Source organism: Paraburkholderia sp. BR13439 (genome assembly GCF_040948805.1).
Taxonomy (GTDB): domain Bacteria; phylum Pseudomonadota; class Gammaproteobacteria; order Burkholderiales; family Burkholderiaceae; genus Paraburkholderia; species Paraburkholderia youngii.
On the sequence record NZ_JBFPKN010000022.1, the window covers coordinates 1 to 16,837 of the forward strand.

A 16,837-nucleotide genomic window follows, 5' to 3' on the forward strand; every position below is an offset into this window, starting at 1 on the left:
GCGTCGAAGCGCGCCTGTTCGGGCGAATTCGCGTCCGCGTCCAGCGGGGCGACGTGGCCGGGGATATCGAGGGATTGGGTGTACATCTGCACCATCCAGAAGAAGTGGCAATGTGACGCAGTATAAATTAACCGACCGGTCGGTCAATTGAATTTTACTTTCGATCGATAAGTGGAATAGGATCGGGGATACCCTCGGGCCATCTTTGTGCGCGCGGGCGAGATTGCTCTACCGTCAATCCATCCAGGAGGTAGTGATGTCACGGACTGTCAGGTTTACCGAGGCCGGTGCGCCCGAAGTGCTTCGATTCGTCGAAGAATCGGTCCGCGGCCCAGGCCGCGGTGAAGTTCGGATCAATGTGAAGGCGATTGGTCTCAATCGCGCGGAAGCGATGTGGCGCACCGACCGGTACATCGAACCGGTGCGCTTTCCGGCCGGGCTCGGGTACGAGGCGGCCGGCATCGTTGACGCGGTGGGCGAGGGCGTCGTCGATTTCGCGCCCGGAGACGAGGTCAGTGTGATCCCGTCGTTCTCGATGAATCAGTACTTCACCTACGGCGAAGTCATCATCGTGCCGGACCATGCGGTTGTCAGGCATCCGAAGTCGCTTTCCTTCGCCGAGGCCGCTTCGGTGTGGATGATGTTCGTCACCGCCTATGGCGCGCTGATCGAAGATGCGAGGGTAGGCGCCGGCGACCATGTCGTCGTGCCGGCCGCTTCGAGCAGCGTTGGACTGGCGGCGATCCAGCTGGCGAATTACGCGGGGGCGACGTCGATCGCGGTCACGCGCCATGCCGGTAAGAGACAGCAGTTGCTCGACGCGGGTGCCGCCTACGTGATAGTGACGGACGAGTCGGACCTTGTCGAAGAGATCATGCGGATCACGGATGGAAAGGGGGCTCGCGTCGCATTCGATCCGGTCGCCGGCCCGAACTTCGCGAAACTGATCGAGGCGCTGTCGTTCCAGGGGATCGCGTATCTATACGGCGCGCTCGACGAGCGTGCTACGACGCTGCCTGTGCTGCAGATGATCGCCAGGATGAATTCCGTGAAGGCGCACAACATCTGGCTAACGAGTGGCGATCCGACGCGCCGGAAGGCCGCGGTGGAGTTCGTGCTCGAGGGCCTCGGAAGCGGCTCGCTGAAGCCGGTCATCGATCGCACCTTTGTGTTCGACGAGATCGTCGACGCGCACCGCTACCTCGAAACCAACGGGCAGTTCGGCAAGATCGTGGTAACGGTGTAGCCAAGGCCTGGCATGCCCTGAGCAGACTTCCCGTGCGTGTCACGACACCACATCGGCGAGCGGCCGCCTCGGCGCATGACGGACGCGCGGCCCGCGCCCAACGCGAAGCAGAAGCTGCGGAAACGCGTCCGTGCGCAGCAGCGTCCGGAGCCGCTCGCGCAGCGCGTCCACTTCGATCGGCTGGTTCAGGTACGAAGCGGTCAATCCCGCCGATGCCGCGACCAGCAACATGCGTTCGAGCGCCTGTCCCGCCGCGAGCCATGCCTCGCGGTCGTCGCGCATCGTCGCGATGCCGACCATCAGCGGCGAGCCATCCACGAGGTGCTGGTGCGTGGCCGGCTGGCCCGCGCCAGCATCGAACACCCGGACGGCCATGCTGACGAGCGGCGCCGCGAAATCGAGCAGCGCGCCGACAGCGGTACCGTAAGCGGGCATGCCATCGTCGCGTCGCCGCGGGTGAATCCAGCTGGCGAGCTCGCGCCTGAAACGCGGGTCAGCGAACTGCGCTCGATCCGCATCGGCGATCAGCTGCGCGAGCGCCTCGCGCGCGGCTTTCTGCTCCACGCAGCAGGCAAGCGCGCCCTCGTCGTCGCAGGCGTCGCTGAACTTGCGTTGCAGTGCGGCGGGCACAGGGTTATCGACGAACGGCGCACGCGTCGTCACGCGCTCCGTCAGCGCGTCGAAAAGATCATGCAGGTGCGGGTCGCGAGGCCCGTCGCGCGACACGCGTACGAGCGCCACGATGTCGGGGTCCGCTTCCGCAGGAAACAGCGTGATCGCATAAGCGAGACCGAGGCGGCACAGCGCCACGCGAAGATTGAACAAAGCGGCACCGCAGCTCATCAGAAGTTCGCGATCGAAAGGATCGACCACGGGAAGCGCGCGCATGCGGTCGGCGCAGATCTGTACGGTCTCGCCGTCGACGATGAACCGCCACGGTTGCGTGTTGTGATTCGATGGCGCGAGTACCGCATAGTGCAGCGCAAAGCGCAATTGCTGTTCCACTGGCGTGGAGGCGGGGAAGTGCGGTTCACCGATTTCCCACGCATCATGTTGCGCGGCATCGCTCATCTCGAAGTCTCCTGTCGGATCAGGGTCGCAAGCACGCAGTTCGTGTCGTTATCGTGTCACCCGGCGCCGCGGCGGGGAAGCACTACAAATCGTTCTCGTCGTCGAACAGCTTATGGCGGATCGCATAGCGAACCAGCCCGTTCTCGTTCGGCATCTGCATTTTTTCGAGGATGCGGGTCTTGTGCGTGCTGATCGTTTTCACGCTGACGCAAAGTTCGTTGGCGATCCCGGTGATGCTCTGGCCTTCGACGAGGCGCCGGAACACGTCGAATTCGCGGTCGGACAAGCGCTGGTGCGGCAGCGTGTCGGCCGGCTCGTTCAGATTCTGCGCGAAGCGTTCTGCCATCGCGAGGCTCACATAGACGCCCCCTGACGCGACTTTCGTTACCGCGCCGACCAGTTCCGCGCTCGCGCTTTCCTTGGTCAGATAGCCTGATGCACCCGCCTTGAACGCGCGCACCGCGTATTGCTGCTCGGCGTGCATCGTCAGCACCAGAATCCGCAGATCGGGTTTTTCCTCCTTGATCTGCTTGATCAGTTCAATGCCGTTGCGCCCCGGCATCGACAGGTCGAGCACCAGCACGTGTGCCTGGGTCGCGCGGATCAGCGCGATCGTCGTCGCGCTGTCGCACGCTTCGCCGGCTACCTCGAAGCCGTTCGCTTGCTGCAGGATATGGCGCAGTCCGTCGCGCACGAGCGTGTGGTCGTCGGCCAGCAACACCTTGATCATCGGGTGATCTCTTCCGGTTGCATCCATTGGCGGGAAAACCTGAAGCAATCGCGAAGTTCGCGCTTTTGCGCTGAGTCGATGTGCATGGAATCGCCGGGCATCGGCGCGTGTTCGCGCAAATCGATTTTAGTCGGCTTTTCGTGACCGTTGGCTCCAGGGGTTTCGCGATCCGCGGCTCGTTCACGATCCGCGATCCACTGACCGCTTGCCCGGCTAACGAGCGGTATCCGTAACACGCGACGCAGCCGCGACGGTTTCGATACCCGGCTGCATCAAGTCGATCACCGGTCGCCAGAACGCGGGCGAGTCGAACGCTGCCATCGGTACCGCGGTGTCGAACGACAAGGTCAGCGCCTGTTCCGCCGGCGTCAGTGCGTCGGCGCTCGCGAGTTGACGCGCGAGCGTGGCGGTGTCCGCGTCGGAGAGATCGCGCGGACCACGCCGGCGCGCTTCGATGCGTTGCGCGAGCACCGCTGGGTCGGCACGAAAGTCGAGAATGCGGGCCGGTACGCCAAGCCGTTCGGCGAGTGCGAAAAACGTGCCGCGCTGACTCGATTCGAGAAAGGTCGCATCGACGATCACGCTGTGGCCGCTTTGCAGCACGCCGTGCGCGAGTCCAAGCAGGTGATCGTAGATCGCGTGACGCGCAACTTGCGTGTAGTGTTCGGCGCCGAGCGCCATTTGCGCGTCGGACGCTGGCCGCATGCGTTTGCGTTCCGCATCGCTCGACACGCGTACCGCGCCGCACAGGTCCGCGAGAGCGCGGCTCGCGACCGATTTTCCCGAACCGGAAAAGCCATGACACAGCAGCAGAACGGGTCGCGGCTTCTGCGTTTGCGCCCGCGCGACCTCGAGGTAGCGCAGGGCCGGTTGCGGGACCGCGACGTTGCGGCCCGCCACGTGCCCCGCTTTCAGGCACGCGACCCACGCCCGCACCAGCGCCCGATAGGCGATGTACAAAGGCATCAGCGACAGCGCCGCATAGTCGCCCAACGTTTCCAGCCAACGGTTCAACAGGCGATTGGCGAGACGAGGTTGCGCTCGCGCACACAGGTCCATCACGAGAAACGCGACATCCGCCGCGACGTCGATCCAGCGTAGCGCATCGTCGAAGTCGATACAGTCGAACATCGCGATGGCGCCGCGCCAGCGCACCACGTTGTCGAGATGCAGATCGCCGTGGCAGCCGCGCACGAAACCCTCGGCGCGGCGCCGCTCGATCAGCGGCGCGAGTTCGTCGAGCTGTCGCGCGCACCACGCGGCAATGCCGGGCAGCGCGGGATGGCTGCAATTGGCCAGCAGCGGTGCGTTGATCGTTTCGATCTGGGTTCGCACCAGCGTCGCGCTGCCATAGCGCGACGAGGGCGCGTTGCGGGGTGCGCTCAGGTGATAGTCGGCGAGCCGCTTCGCCGCGCCGTCGATGTCGCGCGGCGTCAGTGCTCCGTTCGCCGCGAGACTCGAAAAGAGCATCGCCTCGTCGAAGCGGCGCATCCTGACCACGTGCTCGACAGCGACGCCGCCGGCGCCGAGCGCCAGCACGCCGGCACGGCGCGCAATCGGTATCACGGCGGCGTAGATACCTCGCGCGAGTGGCCGGTTCAGGCGGAGCTGGGCTTCGCAGCAGCGCTGGCGTGTCGAGGCGGAGGTAAAGTCCGCGAAGCCTGGTGCGACGGGTTTGATGATCTTGTACGCGAAGCGCCCGGCGAGATACACGACGGATATATGCGTTTCGATTCTGACGATCCCGCCCGCCGGATGACGGTAGGTGCCCGGCCTGCGCAGCGTTGCGTCGAGTCCGCGCAGGCTGCGACGCGCGGCGCGCAATCGGTTGGCGACATGCAGGCTGCCGTGAAGTGTGGCATCGGCTCGGCGCGCGGAAGGCTTGCGGCTCGGCGGCGCACTCATGCCAGGCTCCATGTCGTGACGAGCGGCGTGCCGGGCCGCGCGTGATCGAGAAAAACGAGCGTCTGATTCGACACGGTTGACCTCCACGTAGTGGGACGGCCGGCGCCCGCCTTGCGCGCGAGCCAAAATCATCTACTCATTCAAGTCATCGGGTATGGTAACCGGCTCGATCTGAATCGACGAGGCGGTCAAGCGGACGATACCGGCGTACGCTTCCATATGACGTGGAGCGGGGGCATCGTTTGACCCCGGTCGAACCGCGTGCGATCGTGGCAGCGACGCGCGGGCGGAGCAGCGGATGAAGCGATTCGATATTTTCAATGGCGATGCGGACGGCATTTGCGCGCTGCATCAGTTGCGGCTCGCCGAGCCTGCGGACACCATCCTGATCACCGGGGCCAAGCGCGAGGTCACGCTGCTGCACCGCGCGAACGCGCAGCCGGGCGACAGCGTGACCGTGCTGGATATTTCGCTCGATGCGAACCGCGATCCACTCGTCGCGTTGCTGGCTCTTGGGGTAAAGATCGACTATTTCGATCATCATTTCTCGGGACCGATACCCGCAAACGCGTTGCTGACGACGCATATCGATACGTCACCAGATACGTGCACGGCGCTGCTCGTGGACCGCCATCTGCAAGGCCGGTACACGCGCTGGGCGGTGGTCGGGGCCTATGGCGACAACCTGCATCCGGCTGCGCACCGGGCCGCCAGCGCGTGCGCGATGAACTCGTCCGACGAACGCAAGCTGCGTGAGCTTGGCGAAGCGATCAACTACAACGCGTACGGGGATAGCGTCGCCGATCTTGCCGTCGATCCCGTCGACATGTATCGCGCAATCCAACCCTATTCGGACCCCCTCGAGTTCATTGCGTCGACCAGCGTGCTGCCCGAACTGCAGGCGCGGCGCACTGAAGACCTCGAGCTGGCGTTGGGACTCGTGGAAGTCCGGCGGCTCGCCAATGGAACGCTGCACATTCTCCCCGACGCGGCTTGGGCGCGGCGCGTACGAGGCGATTTCGCGAATCTCGTTGCGCGGCGCGACCCGGCGCGAGCGCACGCTGTACTGACAGCCGGCGCCAATGGCCGATACACGGGCAGCGTGCGGGCTCCGCTCGATTGCCCGCGTGGCGCCGACGTACTTTGCAGAAAGTTCGGCGGAAACGGCAGGGTCGCCGCCGCCGGTATCGACGGGCTCGATCGCGCGCGGCTCGACGAATTCGCGGCAGCGTTCAGCATCGCGTTTTGCGGCGAATCTCGGGGGGCGGGTGGCCGGTAATCGATTGCTGCATCGTCGCTTGGTCAGCGGGGACGGGCTTGATGCAAGTCAACGATCGCCGGCCGCTGCGCATCGATCATTGGGCTGTACTGGAACCGGGGGCCGATCATCAGTGGCCGGTTCTTTGTGATAGGCGCACGGCGGAATCGACGGTTGCAACGACTGGTCGACACGCCCGGCGAGCGGATTCGAAGTGGGTGCCGAAGGGAACACGGCGACGCGTCCTTCAGCGCCTGTCCATTGCGTCGCCTCGTGCCTGCCTGCATCGATGTGCGGCAGCGCAGGGCACTCGATACGGAGATCACTATGCAAGCCTCGGACATCATGACGACCCAGGTCGTGTCGATCGCACCGGACAGCTCGGTCTACGACGCGGCACAGTTGCTCGCCGACAGCAAGATCAGCGGCATGCCCGTTCTCGACGACAAAGGCAGCGTGATTGGCATCGTCAGCGAGGGCGATCTGCTCCGGCGCGTCGAAACCGGCACCGAAACGCCGCGGCGCTCGTGGCTAGCCCAGTTCATCGCGCCTACGCGTCAACTCGCGGTCGAGTATCTGAAAGAGCGTTCGGTTCGGGTGCGTGACGTGATGAGCGCCCCCGCCGTCACCGTCGACGAATCCGCGCCGCTGACGGTGGTCGCCGAACTGCTCGGGCGCAAGCACATCAAGCGTCTACCTGTCTTGCGCGACGGCAAGCTCGTCGGCATCGTCAGCAGGGCTAATCTGGTGCGCGCGCTCGCGAGTTGCGCGCCCGCGCAGCTCGATTCGCAACCGTCGGACGAGCAGATTCGCGCCGCGATCATGAAGGAACTCGCAGGACAGCGTTGGGCGCTGGACGCCGACGACCTGATCGTCACGGATGGCGTCGCTCATTGCTGGGGACCGATACGCTCCGAGGAAGAGCGCCAGGCGATCCTAGCCGCCGCCGCGCGCGCGCCAGGTGTAAAAGAAGTAAAGGATCATCTGGAATATCCGGTCCCGTTCACGCCGATGTGAACAGGGGCGCTTCGGTCACGTCAGTGGGCCTCGCTGTTCAGCAGCGCATCGAGCTTGTGAAGGCGCATCTCCCAGATCAGGCTCAATACATGAAAAGAGTCTTCCAGTCCCTGCAGGCAGTGTCGCGCAATGGATTGATCGACTCTGCCAACGGCAAGGCCATGCAAAAGCGCCCGTTGCCGCAGCAGACGTTGATGGGATATGGCGACCCGGGCCCGAGTGGCGGCTTCGTAGCGGATCGCCGCGGACAGCTCCGTCGATTCCGCGTCGTTACGCGCAGTCGCGTCCGCGGCGCAGGCGAGTGCATTATCGCGGAGTTCGGTAACCTCTCCATTCATGACGACATCCATTGTCTCTATTGCGGATCATGTCGCTGTCTCGAACGCCTGGGCGGCGCTCCCGCCGCCGTCCACCGCGACCAGAATGCTGGAGAACACGTCGGCCTCCGCGTCTCGCGTGTTGTCGGTATTCATGATCGGCCGCTGGTTCGGACCAACTACTGACCTACGTCAATCGAACTGCGCTTAGATTGCGCTGCGTCGGGGAACGTTTGATGCTTGCGATCGATGGCATAGTGACCGAGGCAACGCGCTCGGGCGTTGCGGGGGAGGAAAAGTGATGGGCAACCGGTTTCGCGACCGCGTCGACGCGGGCAAACAGCTAGCCCAAGCGCTGCGCGACTATCAGGGTCGCGGCGATCTGGTCGTGCTGGCCCTGCCGCGCGGCGGCGTTCCTGTCGCGTTCGAAGTCGCGCGGGAGTTGCGCGCGAAGCTCGACGTTCTGGTCGTCAGAAAGCTTGGCGCCCCTCAAGACGAGGAACTGGCGATGGGCGCCATCGCTTCCGGGGGCGCTCTCCATCTGGAGAGGTCGGTACTTCGCGAACTGCAGATCAGTGACACCCAATTGACCGATGTGATCGCCCGCGAAAGGGCGGAACTCGCGCGCAGGGAAGTCGCGTACCGTGGGGACAGCCCCCCGGCGGCAGTGCAGGGCAAGACGGTGATCGTGGTCGACGACGGCATCGCGACGGGGGCGTCGATGCATGCGGCGATCGACGCACTCCGTGACAGACATCCTGCCCGGATCGTGGTGGCGGTCCCGGTGTCGCAATCCGATGCGCCGATGTCATTCGAAGGAATCGCGGACGCGTTCGTCAGCGTGTTGCAGCCGGACTGGCTGATGGGGATCGGCGGGTTCTATGTGAATTTCGACCAGACGAGCGATGAAGAAGTCCGCGCGTGTCTCGCTGCGGCGCGCGGTTGGGAGCCCGAGCAGAGCTCGGACTCGGTCGGGTGACGGCGCAGCGAACGGATACACGGCGGCGGGCCGTGTCGAACGTGGGGCATGTATCGTGAATACAGGAACCATCTGTACGCGGGACGTCACCGTCTGCCGACGGCAAGCGACGATTCTCGAGGCCGCGCAGCTGATGCGCGAACAGCATGTCGGCGACCTCGTGGTGGTTGAGACGATCGGCGGGCACAGCGTGCCTGTCGGGATGCTGACCGATCGCGACATCGTGTTGGCCATCGTGGCCAAACAGGCCAACCCCGAGAAGATCTTCGTGAACGACGTGATGTCGTCGCCGCCGGCGCTCGTCGCCGAGGGGGACGATCTCTGGCTTGCCGCCTCGCGAATGCGTCTGAACGGCGTGCGGCGCCTGCCGGTCGTCGACACCGCAGGCGCACTCACCGGCATCGTGACGCTCGACGATCTGCTCGAGGCGGTGGCTGGGCTTCTGTCGGAGCTATCGCTGGTGACGGATCGCCAGCCCCACATCGAAGAGAAGAACCGCGCGTGACGCCGACCCGGTGCATGCATTGACTCGGATCAACATCCGCGCCGCGAGGCGCCGTAGGCTTGTAAGTGGAACGCCGGTCAGACAGCGGCCAGCAAGACGACGCAATTGACCGGATGCAATTCGACCGTCTTGATCGAAGGCACCGCAAATCATGGAAGACGCTCTCGAAAGGCGCGCGCTGCTGCTTCATCTGGGGCGCGTGATGCAATTGATCGTTCGGCTCGACGAAATGGCGCCGAGTGCGGCAACCATTGGCGAGCTGATCGCGCGATACCCGATTCTCGGTGACGAGCCGCTGCTCGCGCAGCTGCGCCCCGATATGCCCGTGGACGCGTTCAGGACCCGTGCGCTTCACGCGTTCTGCAGGTGGCCGCAAGGGTTGCTCGACGACCCTCTCGACAGGGACGCGCTGGCCGCATCCGTGCGCGCGTCTCTGTTCAGTGACCATCCGCGAGGCTGGCGTGCCTATGTGGTCGGCTTGCGCCGCGACGTCGCGTGGTTCGATGCGAAGGCGACGAAGCGGCGCCCGCCGCGTCGCGTCGCGGACGTGGCGCCGCCGCTTCCGGACGACGGCCCGCCGGCACTCGATGCGCCGGCCGGCCGAGGCATCGCGACGGACATCGAGCGCGGCTTCGGCGCCGCGGGTCATCCGATCGAAAGCGTGGAAGGGGCGAGACGGCTAGATGACGGCCGCGCCGACGAGCAACGGGGCGCGCAGCGAGACTAGCGCTCAGGCGTCGTTGACGGTCGGGAGATGACGTGTCGATGGCTCATGTTCCGAGCGACACGTACAAGAGCACGATCGGTGCCTTCGAACCATTTGGCGTCGCGGAGCGTAGTGGCGCGCCGTAGGTGCAGCGAAAATCCACGAATCTCGACCATTGAAAGTGCACGCCCGCGCCGACACCCGCGAGCAGACCGGGATTATTCTCCGCTGGCTGATCGATGGTGGTCCATACGCGGCCGGCATCGAAAAACACAAAAGGTTGCACGACTGCGTTGCTCGCGCCGAGAGCGATCGCAGGCGTGCGCACCTCGGTCTGGATGTTCCAGCCGCGATCGCCGAGCGTCACGTATGGGTTGTAGCCTCGCACACTGGACTCCCCGCCGAGCCCCATCTCCTCACTCGGCAATAACGTGTTCGGCGTCCACTGAAACGTTCCGTTCGTGATCAGTGTGAAGCCCGCCCCAAGCGCGGTGGCGCGCGACGCAGTCAACTGCATATAGATGTAGCGGGCCGTCGCGCCCTGCCGCGCGGCGTTGAATGCCGCGTCCTGATTGCTGCCATCCCATCCACCCGGACTGGCGACGAGTGTCGCCGCGGCATGCGCCGTGCCCGCGTCGGTCGGTTTGCTGATGCTGTAAGCCAACACGAACTGATGGATGTGCGTATTCGAGTTGAAAACCTGGGAGCCGCCGAATTCCAGATCGTTGTTGCTCCGCTTGAAGTCGTATCCGATCTGGACGAGCTGGGTCGTGTCCGTGATGGTCGGCAGTCGCAAGTCATAACGGACGCTAAGCTGCGCGGAAATGCCCGTTTGCCCATACGTGTCGGGCAGGCGCGGCGTGCTCTGCGCGTAGACGCCGAACAACTCGATCGTGTCGAGCCAGGGCAGCGGCGCCGTGTAGTTCAGCGCGTGCGCGGTGAAGCGGGCGCGGTTCGGGCGGCCTTCGATATCCGGATTGCCGCTGAAAAAATCGTTGCTGGCCGTGAATTGATAGGCGATCTGCTGATCGAGCCCAAACAGGTTGCCGTAGCCGATGCCCGCAAAGAACCGGTCACGGCCGAGGTCCGGCACGCCTTCATTGTCGTAACCCGCGCTGACCCGAAGCGGCAGACGGTCTTCGGTTTGCAGCACGACGTCGGTCGTGTCCGCTGCTTCACCGGGTGCAAACACAGCATCGACCCGTCGATAAGGATTCGCGTTGAGCACGGCGAGTCCCTTCGAGACCGTCGCTTGCGGGATCGGTGCGCCGGGTTCGAGCGGCATTTCACGTTCGAGAAGGCTGCTCGAAAAGTAGGTGTTGCCGCTGGCATGAACCCGCCCGAGCTTGAACTCGGCAATGGCGATACGAACGACTCCCGAGCTGACGTCCTGTTCCGGCACGTAGACGTCGACGAGCGGCTTTCCCGCTGCCCGATACCGCGCGACCACGGCGCGGCGAATCTCGGCGAGGCGGCCGAAAGTCAGCGGCTTGTCCAGGTCCGTGACGAAGCTCTGCAGGAACGCGTCGTCGAGTACGGGCAGTCCCTGCGCGACGATGCGTTGTTGCTGCGTAGGTGATGCCGTCGCGGACGCGGTGGCCGGTTCGAAGACGAGCCCGACAAGCCGCTCGACTGCGATCCGTGCGGACTCGGCCTGCGTTTCCGGGGAGGAGGGCGGCGGCGCGCTTCGCGGCGCCTGCGGGGCGGGTTGAGGCGCGACATCGCGCCATGCCTGTGCGGCTACGGGTGAGGTCTGCATGAGGCCCGCGATGCACGACGCGGTCATCAGGACGGCAGTGCAGTCGGCGGATCGCGGTTTCATCGATCGTTTTCATGCAAAGGGCTGAGCGTACCGGCAGCAGGCTGCGGCGACCAGGCGCGCGCGTCGCGCTGCAAACGATGACATCGCGCATGTAATACGAGCCTGCCGTTGTTCATCGCGATACCTGATGACGGATGTAGTTCATCGAATGCGCAGCCGCGCGTCGAAATCATTCTAGTCGAACCGTCTCGCGTGAAATTCCAAAAGAAACTTGAACCCTCTAAACGGCTCCGGTCACGTCCTGCCGCGTCCGGGGGTGTGTAGGAAACATTCAGTAAGGGTATCCACCATGTGTACTGTCGCGAATCTTGTCTTTACTCTTCCAGACTTGTCATACAACTGATGCAATTTGTCCGGGGGAGACCCGATGTCCAGGCTGTCGTGCGATCTTGATAAAAATGCGCCCGCAACGGGCGACACCTTGCGCATTTCGCGCCGTGGCTTCATTGGGCTCGGAGGCGCGTTGGCGGGCAGCGCACTCCTGCAGGCGTGCGGCGGCGGCAGCGGCGTTTCCGCTGCCGCGGGGGGAGGCGGCAGTTCGACGCCACCGGCCGGAAGCACGCCATCAACGGCCGCGGCCGACCCGATCTGGGGCCCCGACGGCTCGGCGACGAACATCATCAATGCGCTGCAGAAAATCACCCAGAGCGCTTTCCCGGCCGTCGATTTCCCGGTTGAACAGTACGGTGCGCAACCGTGCGCGGTCATCGCGCAGGCCAGCCCTTATACGGGCAGTTCATCGCCGGTGAGTACCGGTGCTGGCGCGACCAACGCACCGGGATCGTTCGATTCACGTCCCGCTTTCCTCGCGGCAATCGCGGCGTGCAGTGCAGCCGGTGGCGGCCGGGTCGTGGTGCCGGCCGGCACGTGGTATTGCGCGGGTCCGATCGTGCTGCAGAGCAACGTCAACTTCCATCTGAGCGCGAACTGCACGATCTATTTCAGCCCGAATCCCGCCGACTACGCGAAAGACGGCCCCGTCAACTGCGGCGCCAACGGCAACCTGTACTACAGCCGCTGGCAGGCAAACGACTGTCTGAACTTCGGCTCGCCCGTGTACGCGCGAAACGCAAACAATATCGCGCTGACTGGCGAAGGTCCGACATCGGTGCTGAACGGTCAGGCGATGACGCCGTTCGCCGGAAGCGGAAACACCAGCACTTGCTGGTGGACCTACAAGGGTACCAGCGGCGCATACGGCTGCGCCGGGTCGTCCACGCCGTCGCAGGCTTATACCAACCCGAACAACGTCGATCTGATGGTGGCCGTCCCCACCATTTCGGCCTCGCTGTACGCGCAGTTGACCAATCCGGCTACGCCCTGGCAGCAGGACCAGAACTACCTGCCGGCGCTCTCCGAAGCGGGCGTGCCAGTCGCGAAGCGAATCTTCGGTCTCGGCCACTATCTGCGGCCGTGCATGGTCGAGTTCCTCGGTTGCACGAACGTGCTGATGGAAAACTACCGAACCAACAACACGCCGTTCTGGCAGCATCATCCGACGGACTGCACGAACGTCGTGATCCGTGGCGTGACAGCCGACAGCATCGGACCGAACAACGACGGTTTCGATCCCGACGCCTGCAACACGGTTCTGTGCGACAGCGTCACGTTCAACACGGGCGACGACTGCATCGCCATCAAGTCAGGCAAGGATCTCGACACGGAGTACGGACCCGCGCAGAACCATGTGATCCAGAACTGCATGATGAATAGCGGTCACGGCGGCATTACGCTCGGCAGCGAGATGGGTGGCGGCGTGCAGAACATCTACGCACGCAACCTGACCATGCTCAACCAGTTCTGGGCAACGAATTCGCTGAACATCGCGATCCGTATCAAGACGAACATGAACCGCGGAGGCTACGTCAAGAACTTCTATGTGAACGGCGTCACGCTCCCGCACGGGGTGAGCCTCACCGGCGGCGGCTACGGCAGCAAGATGCTGACAGGCAGTCCGATCAACGGCACCGTGCCCATCGGTGTGGCCACCGCAACCGCCGCTAATCCGTCCGCGTCGCAAGGCGGCCTGATCACGTTCGATTGCGATTACCAGCCTGCTGCCGATGCCATCCGCACCCGCCCCGCGCTCATTGACAACGTCAACATCACGCACGTCAATGCCTCGAACGTGACATTGGGCAGTACAACCGGCTCGTGTTTCCAGGCCATCGTTGCACAAGGTCCAGTCGCGTTCGACTACAACGGTCCGGCGCCTGCGCCGAGCGTTCCGGCAATCACCGGAGTGACGATTTCCAACTGTGATTTCGGCACACCCGCGGCCGCGGGGCCTGCTAGCGCCAGCACTCCGGGACCGATCTACCTCTACAACGTGCACGACATCACGTTGCAGAACGTGATCATCGCTGGGCAGACGCTCAATCAGACGCTGTCGGATCCGCGTTAAAGGCGACGGGCCAAAGAGCGGCGAGGCGCCGCTCTTTGGCGTCGCAAGGCCGAAGTGAAGTCGTCGCGCGCGGGGCTCTCACGACGAGGTGTTCTGCAACTCGTGCAACTCGCTGAGCAGGCTCGCCGCGTAGGCCGGGATATTCCCCGCTGGCTGTGGCGCGGCGAAGTAGTATCCCTGAACGATCTCGCAGCCGGCCTCGGCAAGAAAAGCCAGCTGCTCCGCTCGTTCGACGCCTTCCGCGACGACTTCGAAACGCAGATTGCGGGCTAGTGCGATGATCGCACCGATGATCGTCTCATCGGCACGACTGCTGCCTATGCCGCGGATGAACGACATGTCGATCTTCAGACGGTCAGCGTGGAAGCGGCGCAGATAAGCCAGGCTCGAGTAGCCCGCGCCAAAGTCGTCGATCGCGATGGACACGCCAATGTCGTGCAGCGCGCGCAGCGTGGGCAGGGCGCCGGGGGCAACCAGGCCTCCTTCGGTAATCTCCAGTTCCAGCCGGTCCGCGGCCAAGCGCGACGCGGCAAGGGCACGACGCACGACGGCGCCGAAATCACTCGACGTAAGCTGGCTCGGCGACACGTTGACCGACATGCGCAGCCCCGGCAGTGCTTCTTCCCAGCGCTTTGCCTGTGCACAGGCAGTTTGCAGCACCCATTCTCCGATTGGCGCAATCAAACCGATGTCTTCGGCCAAGGGTATGAACGTCGTCGGGCTGACCGTGCCGAAGTCCGCGTCGTGCCATCGGATCAGCGCCTCGACCCCGCTCAGCCGGTAACTGCGTATGTCCACTTGCGGCTGGTACACCAGCTCGAAGCCGTTCTGCTCGATGGCGTTGCGCAGCTTGTGCGATAGCGCGATGCGCTGAGCCGCTTCATGTGCGAGCGAAGGCGCAAATCGCTCGACGCCGTTGCGCCCGCCTGCCTTGACCCGATACATCGCAAGGTCGGCGTGTTTCAGCAGGGTTTCGCAGTCCGTGCCGTCCTGCGGATAGCAGCTGACCCCAACGCTCATCCGGACCCGCAGTTGCATGTCGTCGATTTGCACCGGCTCGTCCAGCGTTTGCGTCACGCGCGCCAACAGCGCCGAGAGTTCGGCATCGCCGGTTGAACCCGTCAACATCGTCACGAACTCGTCGCCGCCATAGCGGGTGACCACGCCATCCGATCCGACCGAGGCCGACAGCCGCCGCGCGACTTCCTGCAACAGGCGATCGCCGGCGCCGTGGCCCAGGCTGTCGTTGATGTCCTTGAAATGATCGAGGTCGATGAACAGCAGCGCGAACTCGTGACCCTCGAAGATTGCCGTGTCGATCAGTTCGCGCAGCGTCACGCGGTTCGGCAAGTCCGTCAGCGCATCGCGGCGCGCCTGCCTGACCAGCAGATCGCGCGACTCGATGAGCTCCGTCAGGTCGCTCACCACGCTGATGTGATGCGTAACCTTTTCCGACTCGTCGCTTACTTGTGCAACGTATAGCTGATACCAGAACTCTGTTCCGTTTGCGCGTTGGCTTTTCGTCAGCGTGGTGGCCTCGCGTTTCTCGGCAATCGCCGCACCGATCTGTTGCCACAATCCGGGTGTTTCCGGCCGCGCGGAGTGATCGCCTGAATTCTGCGGGCGCTCATAGCCGGTTATTTTCTCGAATGCCGGGTTCGCGTATTCGACCACGTCGCCGTTCGGATCGGGTCGAGTGATGAGCACGCCGTTGCCAATCGCGTCGAGGGCACGGCTTCGCAGCAATAGCGCGAGCTCGGCGTTCTTTCGCTCCGTGACGTCAACAGCTGTGATGAAGCACGCCCGATGACGGCCATAGGTCAGGAAGTGGTACGACAGTTCGACGTAGACGGGCGTGCCGTCGCTGTGTCGATGCCGGCATACACCGGCCGAGCCGCTTGTGGTGGCCGCGGCCAGCAGCGCGTGCAGATCGCGCAGAAACGACGGCAAGTCGGCTTGCGCATACAGGGCGGCTATCTCGAGCGAACATAGCTGGCGGCGCGTGCGTCCGTATTGCGATGCGGCGGCGCGGTTCGCAGCGAGGATCGATAGCGTCTCGATGTCGAAAATCAACATCGGCAGTGGATGATGATCAAAGTACTGACGGAACCGGCGCTCGCTTTCTGTTGCGATGACGCGCGCGCGTTGCCGCGCGAGACGGGCGCGATAGTGAGCGATCAGCGCATAGCAAAGAAGCAAACACGCCGCCAGCGCCGTGGTTGCAAGCACGGTCCGTTCTATCACCAGATGGCGCGTCGCGCTGTCGGCTGCAGCCCTCAGGGAAGCGGTCTGCGCGTCGCGGAGGATCACCAGCTGGGTGACGATGTTCGCCAGCATGCGGTTCGCTGCGAGCAGCTCAGGGCTGTCGACCGAGCCGCGGCCATCCGCGACGTGCGCACGTACCGCGATGTCGGCCAGAAGCCACGCCCAGCCGGCAGTCTCACCGCGCAGACGCCGTACCACCAGTTGGCTTCGCGGGTCGCTTGCGTAACTTTGTTCCAGCCGGTCGAAGCAGGTGGCGGCCAACACTACACGCTGCACCGGCCACGCGAAAGATGCGACCCGTGCACTGTCGAGCCCCTGCAGGAAGTCGGCGTTCGCCTGAATGTGCACGGCTTGCAGCGTCTCGATGTCATCGCGGGCACGCAGGGCGTGAATGCGCTCTGCAACGGACCGCTCGTGCCATATCAGCGTGTAACCGATGCCGACAGCAAAAATGACGAGACCGGTCAACACCAGTGCGACGGTGATGATCAGTTGCCGGTCGACGCCATGTCGCCGCCTCCACCGGCCAATGACGCCAGCGATGCCTAAGCTCGGAATATATTGCATCGATTCAGAATCAGCGCGCGTGAGTGCAGAACATTGATACTCGAC

General features: G+C 64.1%; 13 protein-coding genes. 7 read left to right on the forward strand and 6 right to left on the reverse strand.

The annotated features are described in order from the left end of the window. Nucleotides 1-256 precede the first annotated feature (256 nt). Nucleotides 257-1,246 (forward strand): zinc-dependent alcohol dehydrogenase family protein, encoded by a 990-nt coding sequence (locus AB3X96_RS32700; RefSeq protein WP_368592909.1) that lies wholly within the window; start codon nt 257-259, stop codon nt 1,244-1,246. 39 nt (nt 1,247-1,285) lie between these two features. On the opposite strand, the gene AB3X96_RS32705 is transcribed toward AB3X96_RS32700, so the two are convergent. The 3 genes from AB3X96_RS32705 to AB3X96_RS32715 all read right to left on the reverse strand — a co-directional run bounded on the left by AB3X96_RS32705 (nt 1,286) and on the right by AB3X96_RS32715 (nt 4,952). Further along, complete coding sequence (locus AB3X96_RS32705) at nt 1,286-2,317, reverse strand: nitroreductase family protein (protein WP_368592910.1); 1,032 nt, start codon at nt 2,315-2,317, stop codon at nt 1,286-1,288. 82 nt (nt 2,318-2,399) lie between these two features. Further along, a complete protein-coding gene (locus AB3X96_RS32710) occupies nt 2,400-3,047 on the reverse strand; it encodes a response regulator transcription factor (protein ID WP_176111918.1) in 648 nt (215 codons plus the stop codon). A gap of 213 nt (nt 3,048-3,260) precedes the next feature. Next, the gene (locus tag AB3X96_RS32715; protein WP_368592911.1) at nt 3,261-4,952 is read right to left on the reverse strand and encodes an AAA family ATPase; all 1,692 of its coding nucleotides are present in this window, start codon (nt 4,950-4,952) and stop codon (nt 3,261-3,263) included. 298 nt (nt 4,953-5,250) lie between these two features. On the opposite strand from AB3X96_RS32715, the gene AB3X96_RS32720 reads away from it, so the two are divergent. After that, nucleotides 5,251-6,231, forward strand: coding sequence for an acetyltransferase (locus tag AB3X96_RS32720; protein WP_368592912.1), 981 nt, complete (start codon nt 5,251-5,253; stop codon nt 6,229-6,231). Between the two features lie 306 nt (nt 6,232-6,537). Next, nucleotides 6,538-7,227: a CBS domain-containing protein gene (locus AB3X96_RS32725; RefSeq protein ID WP_368592913.1), complete on the forward strand. Its 690-nt coding sequence runs from the start codon at nt 6,538-6,540 to the stop codon at nt 7,225-7,227. Nucleotides 7,228-7,247: 20 nt separating this feature from the next. Here the strand turns inward: AB3X96_RS32725 and AB3X96_RS32730 are convergent, their stop codons facing one another. Next, nucleotides 7,248-7,577 (reverse strand): hypothetical protein, encoded by a 330-nt coding sequence (locus tag AB3X96_RS32730; protein WP_368592914.1) that lies wholly within the window; start codon nt 7,575-7,577, stop codon nt 7,248-7,250. Between the two features lie 268 nt (nt 7,578-7,845). On the opposite strand from AB3X96_RS32730, the gene AB3X96_RS32735 reads away from it, so the two are divergent. From AB3X96_RS32735 to AB3X96_RS32745, 3 genes are all read left to right on the forward strand, one after another. Then, nucleotides 7,846-8,523 carry a phosphoribosyltransferase gene (locus AB3X96_RS32735; protein WP_368592915.1) on the forward strand — a complete coding sequence of 226 codons (678 nt, stop codon included), beginning with the start codon at nt 7,846-7,848 and terminating at the stop codon, nt 8,521-8,523. Between the two features lie 55 nt (nt 8,524-8,578). Then, nucleotides 8,579-9,028: a CBS domain-containing protein gene (locus AB3X96_RS32740; protein ID WP_368592916.1), complete on the forward strand. Its 450-nt coding sequence runs from the start codon at nt 8,579-8,581 to the stop codon at nt 9,026-9,028. Nucleotides 9,029-9,179: 151 nt separating this feature from the next. After that, nucleotides 9,180-9,755 carry a hypothetical protein gene (locus AB3X96_RS32745; protein WP_368592917.1) on the forward strand — a complete coding sequence of 192 codons (576 nt, stop codon included), beginning with the start codon at nt 9,180-9,182 and terminating at the stop codon, nt 9,753-9,755. Between the two features lie 43 nt (nt 9,756-9,798). Here AB3X96_RS32745 and AB3X96_RS32750 read toward each other — a convergent pair whose 3' ends face one another. Beyond that, nucleotides 9,799-11,520 (reverse strand): ShlB/FhaC/HecB family hemolysin secretion/activation protein, encoded by a 1,722-nt coding sequence (locus tag AB3X96_RS32750; protein WP_368593025.1) that lies wholly within the window; start codon nt 11,518-11,520, stop codon nt 9,799-9,801. A 403-nt stretch (nt 11,521-11,923) separates the two neighbouring features. Between AB3X96_RS32750 and AB3X96_RS32755 the strand changes: the two genes are divergently transcribed. Next, on the forward strand, nt 11,924-13,960 hold the full coding sequence (locus AB3X96_RS32755) for a glycoside hydrolase family 28 protein (protein ID WP_368592918.1): 2,037 nt from the start codon (nt 11,924-11,926) through the stop codon (nt 13,958-13,960). 78 nt (nt 13,961-14,038) lie between these two features. Here the strand turns inward: AB3X96_RS32755 and AB3X96_RS32760 are convergent, their stop codons facing one another. Further along, nucleotides 14,039-16,792 carry a putative bifunctional diguanylate cyclase/phosphodiesterase gene (locus AB3X96_RS32760; RefSeq protein ID WP_368592919.1) on the reverse strand — a complete coding sequence of 918 codons (2,754 nt, stop codon included), beginning with the start codon at nt 16,790-16,792 and terminating at the stop codon, nt 14,039-14,041. Nucleotides 16,793-16,837 lie beyond the last annotated feature (45 nt).

Bases quoted from the DNA above. Each gene is read 5' to 3' on its own strand.
- AB3X96_RS32700 (WP_368592909.1), top strand. From the start codon at position 257: ATGTCACGGACTGTCAGGTTTACCGAGGCCGGTGCGCCCGAAGTGCTT.
- AB3X96_RS32705 (WP_368592910.1), bottom strand. From the start codon at position 2,317: ATGAGCGATGCCGCGCAACATGATGCGTGGGAAATCGGTGAACCGCAC.
- AB3X96_RS32710 (WP_176111918.1), bottom strand. From the start codon at position 3,047: ATGATCAAGGTGTTGCTGGCCGACGACCACACGCTCGTGCGCGACGGA.
- AB3X96_RS32715 (WP_368592911.1), bottom strand. From the start codon at position 4,952: ATGAGTGCGCCGCCGAGCCGCAAGCCTTCCGCGCGCCGAGCCGATGCC.
- AB3X96_RS32720 (WP_368592912.1), top strand. From the start codon at position 5,251: ATGAAGCGATTCGATATTTTCAATGGCGATGCGGACGGCATTTGCGCG.
- AB3X96_RS32725 (WP_368592913.1), top strand. From the start codon at position 6,538: ATGCAAGCCTCGGACATCATGACGACCCAGGTCGTGTCGATCGCACCG.
- AB3X96_RS32730 (WP_368592914.1), bottom strand. From the start codon at position 7,577: ATGGATGTCGTCATGAATGGAGAGGTTACCGAACTCCGCGATAATGCA.
- AB3X96_RS32735 (WP_368592915.1), top strand. From the start codon at position 7,846: ATGGGCAACCGGTTTCGCGACCGCGTCGACGCGGGCAAACAGCTAGCC.
- AB3X96_RS32745 (WP_368592917.1), top strand. From the start codon at position 9,180: ATGGAAGACGCTCTCGAAAGGCGCGCGCTGCTGCTTCATCTGGGGCGC.
- AB3X96_RS32750 (WP_368593025.1), bottom strand. From the start codon at position 11,520: ATGACCGCGTCGTGCATCGCGGGCCTCATGCAGACCTCACCCGTAGCC.
- AB3X96_RS32755 (WP_368592918.1), top strand. From the start codon at position 11,924: ATGTCCAGGCTGTCGTGCGATCTTGATAAAAATGCGCCCGCAACGGGC.
- AB3X96_RS32760 (WP_368592919.1), bottom strand. From the start codon at position 16,792: ATGCAATATATTCCGAGCTTAGGCATCGCTGGCGTCATTGGCCGGTGG.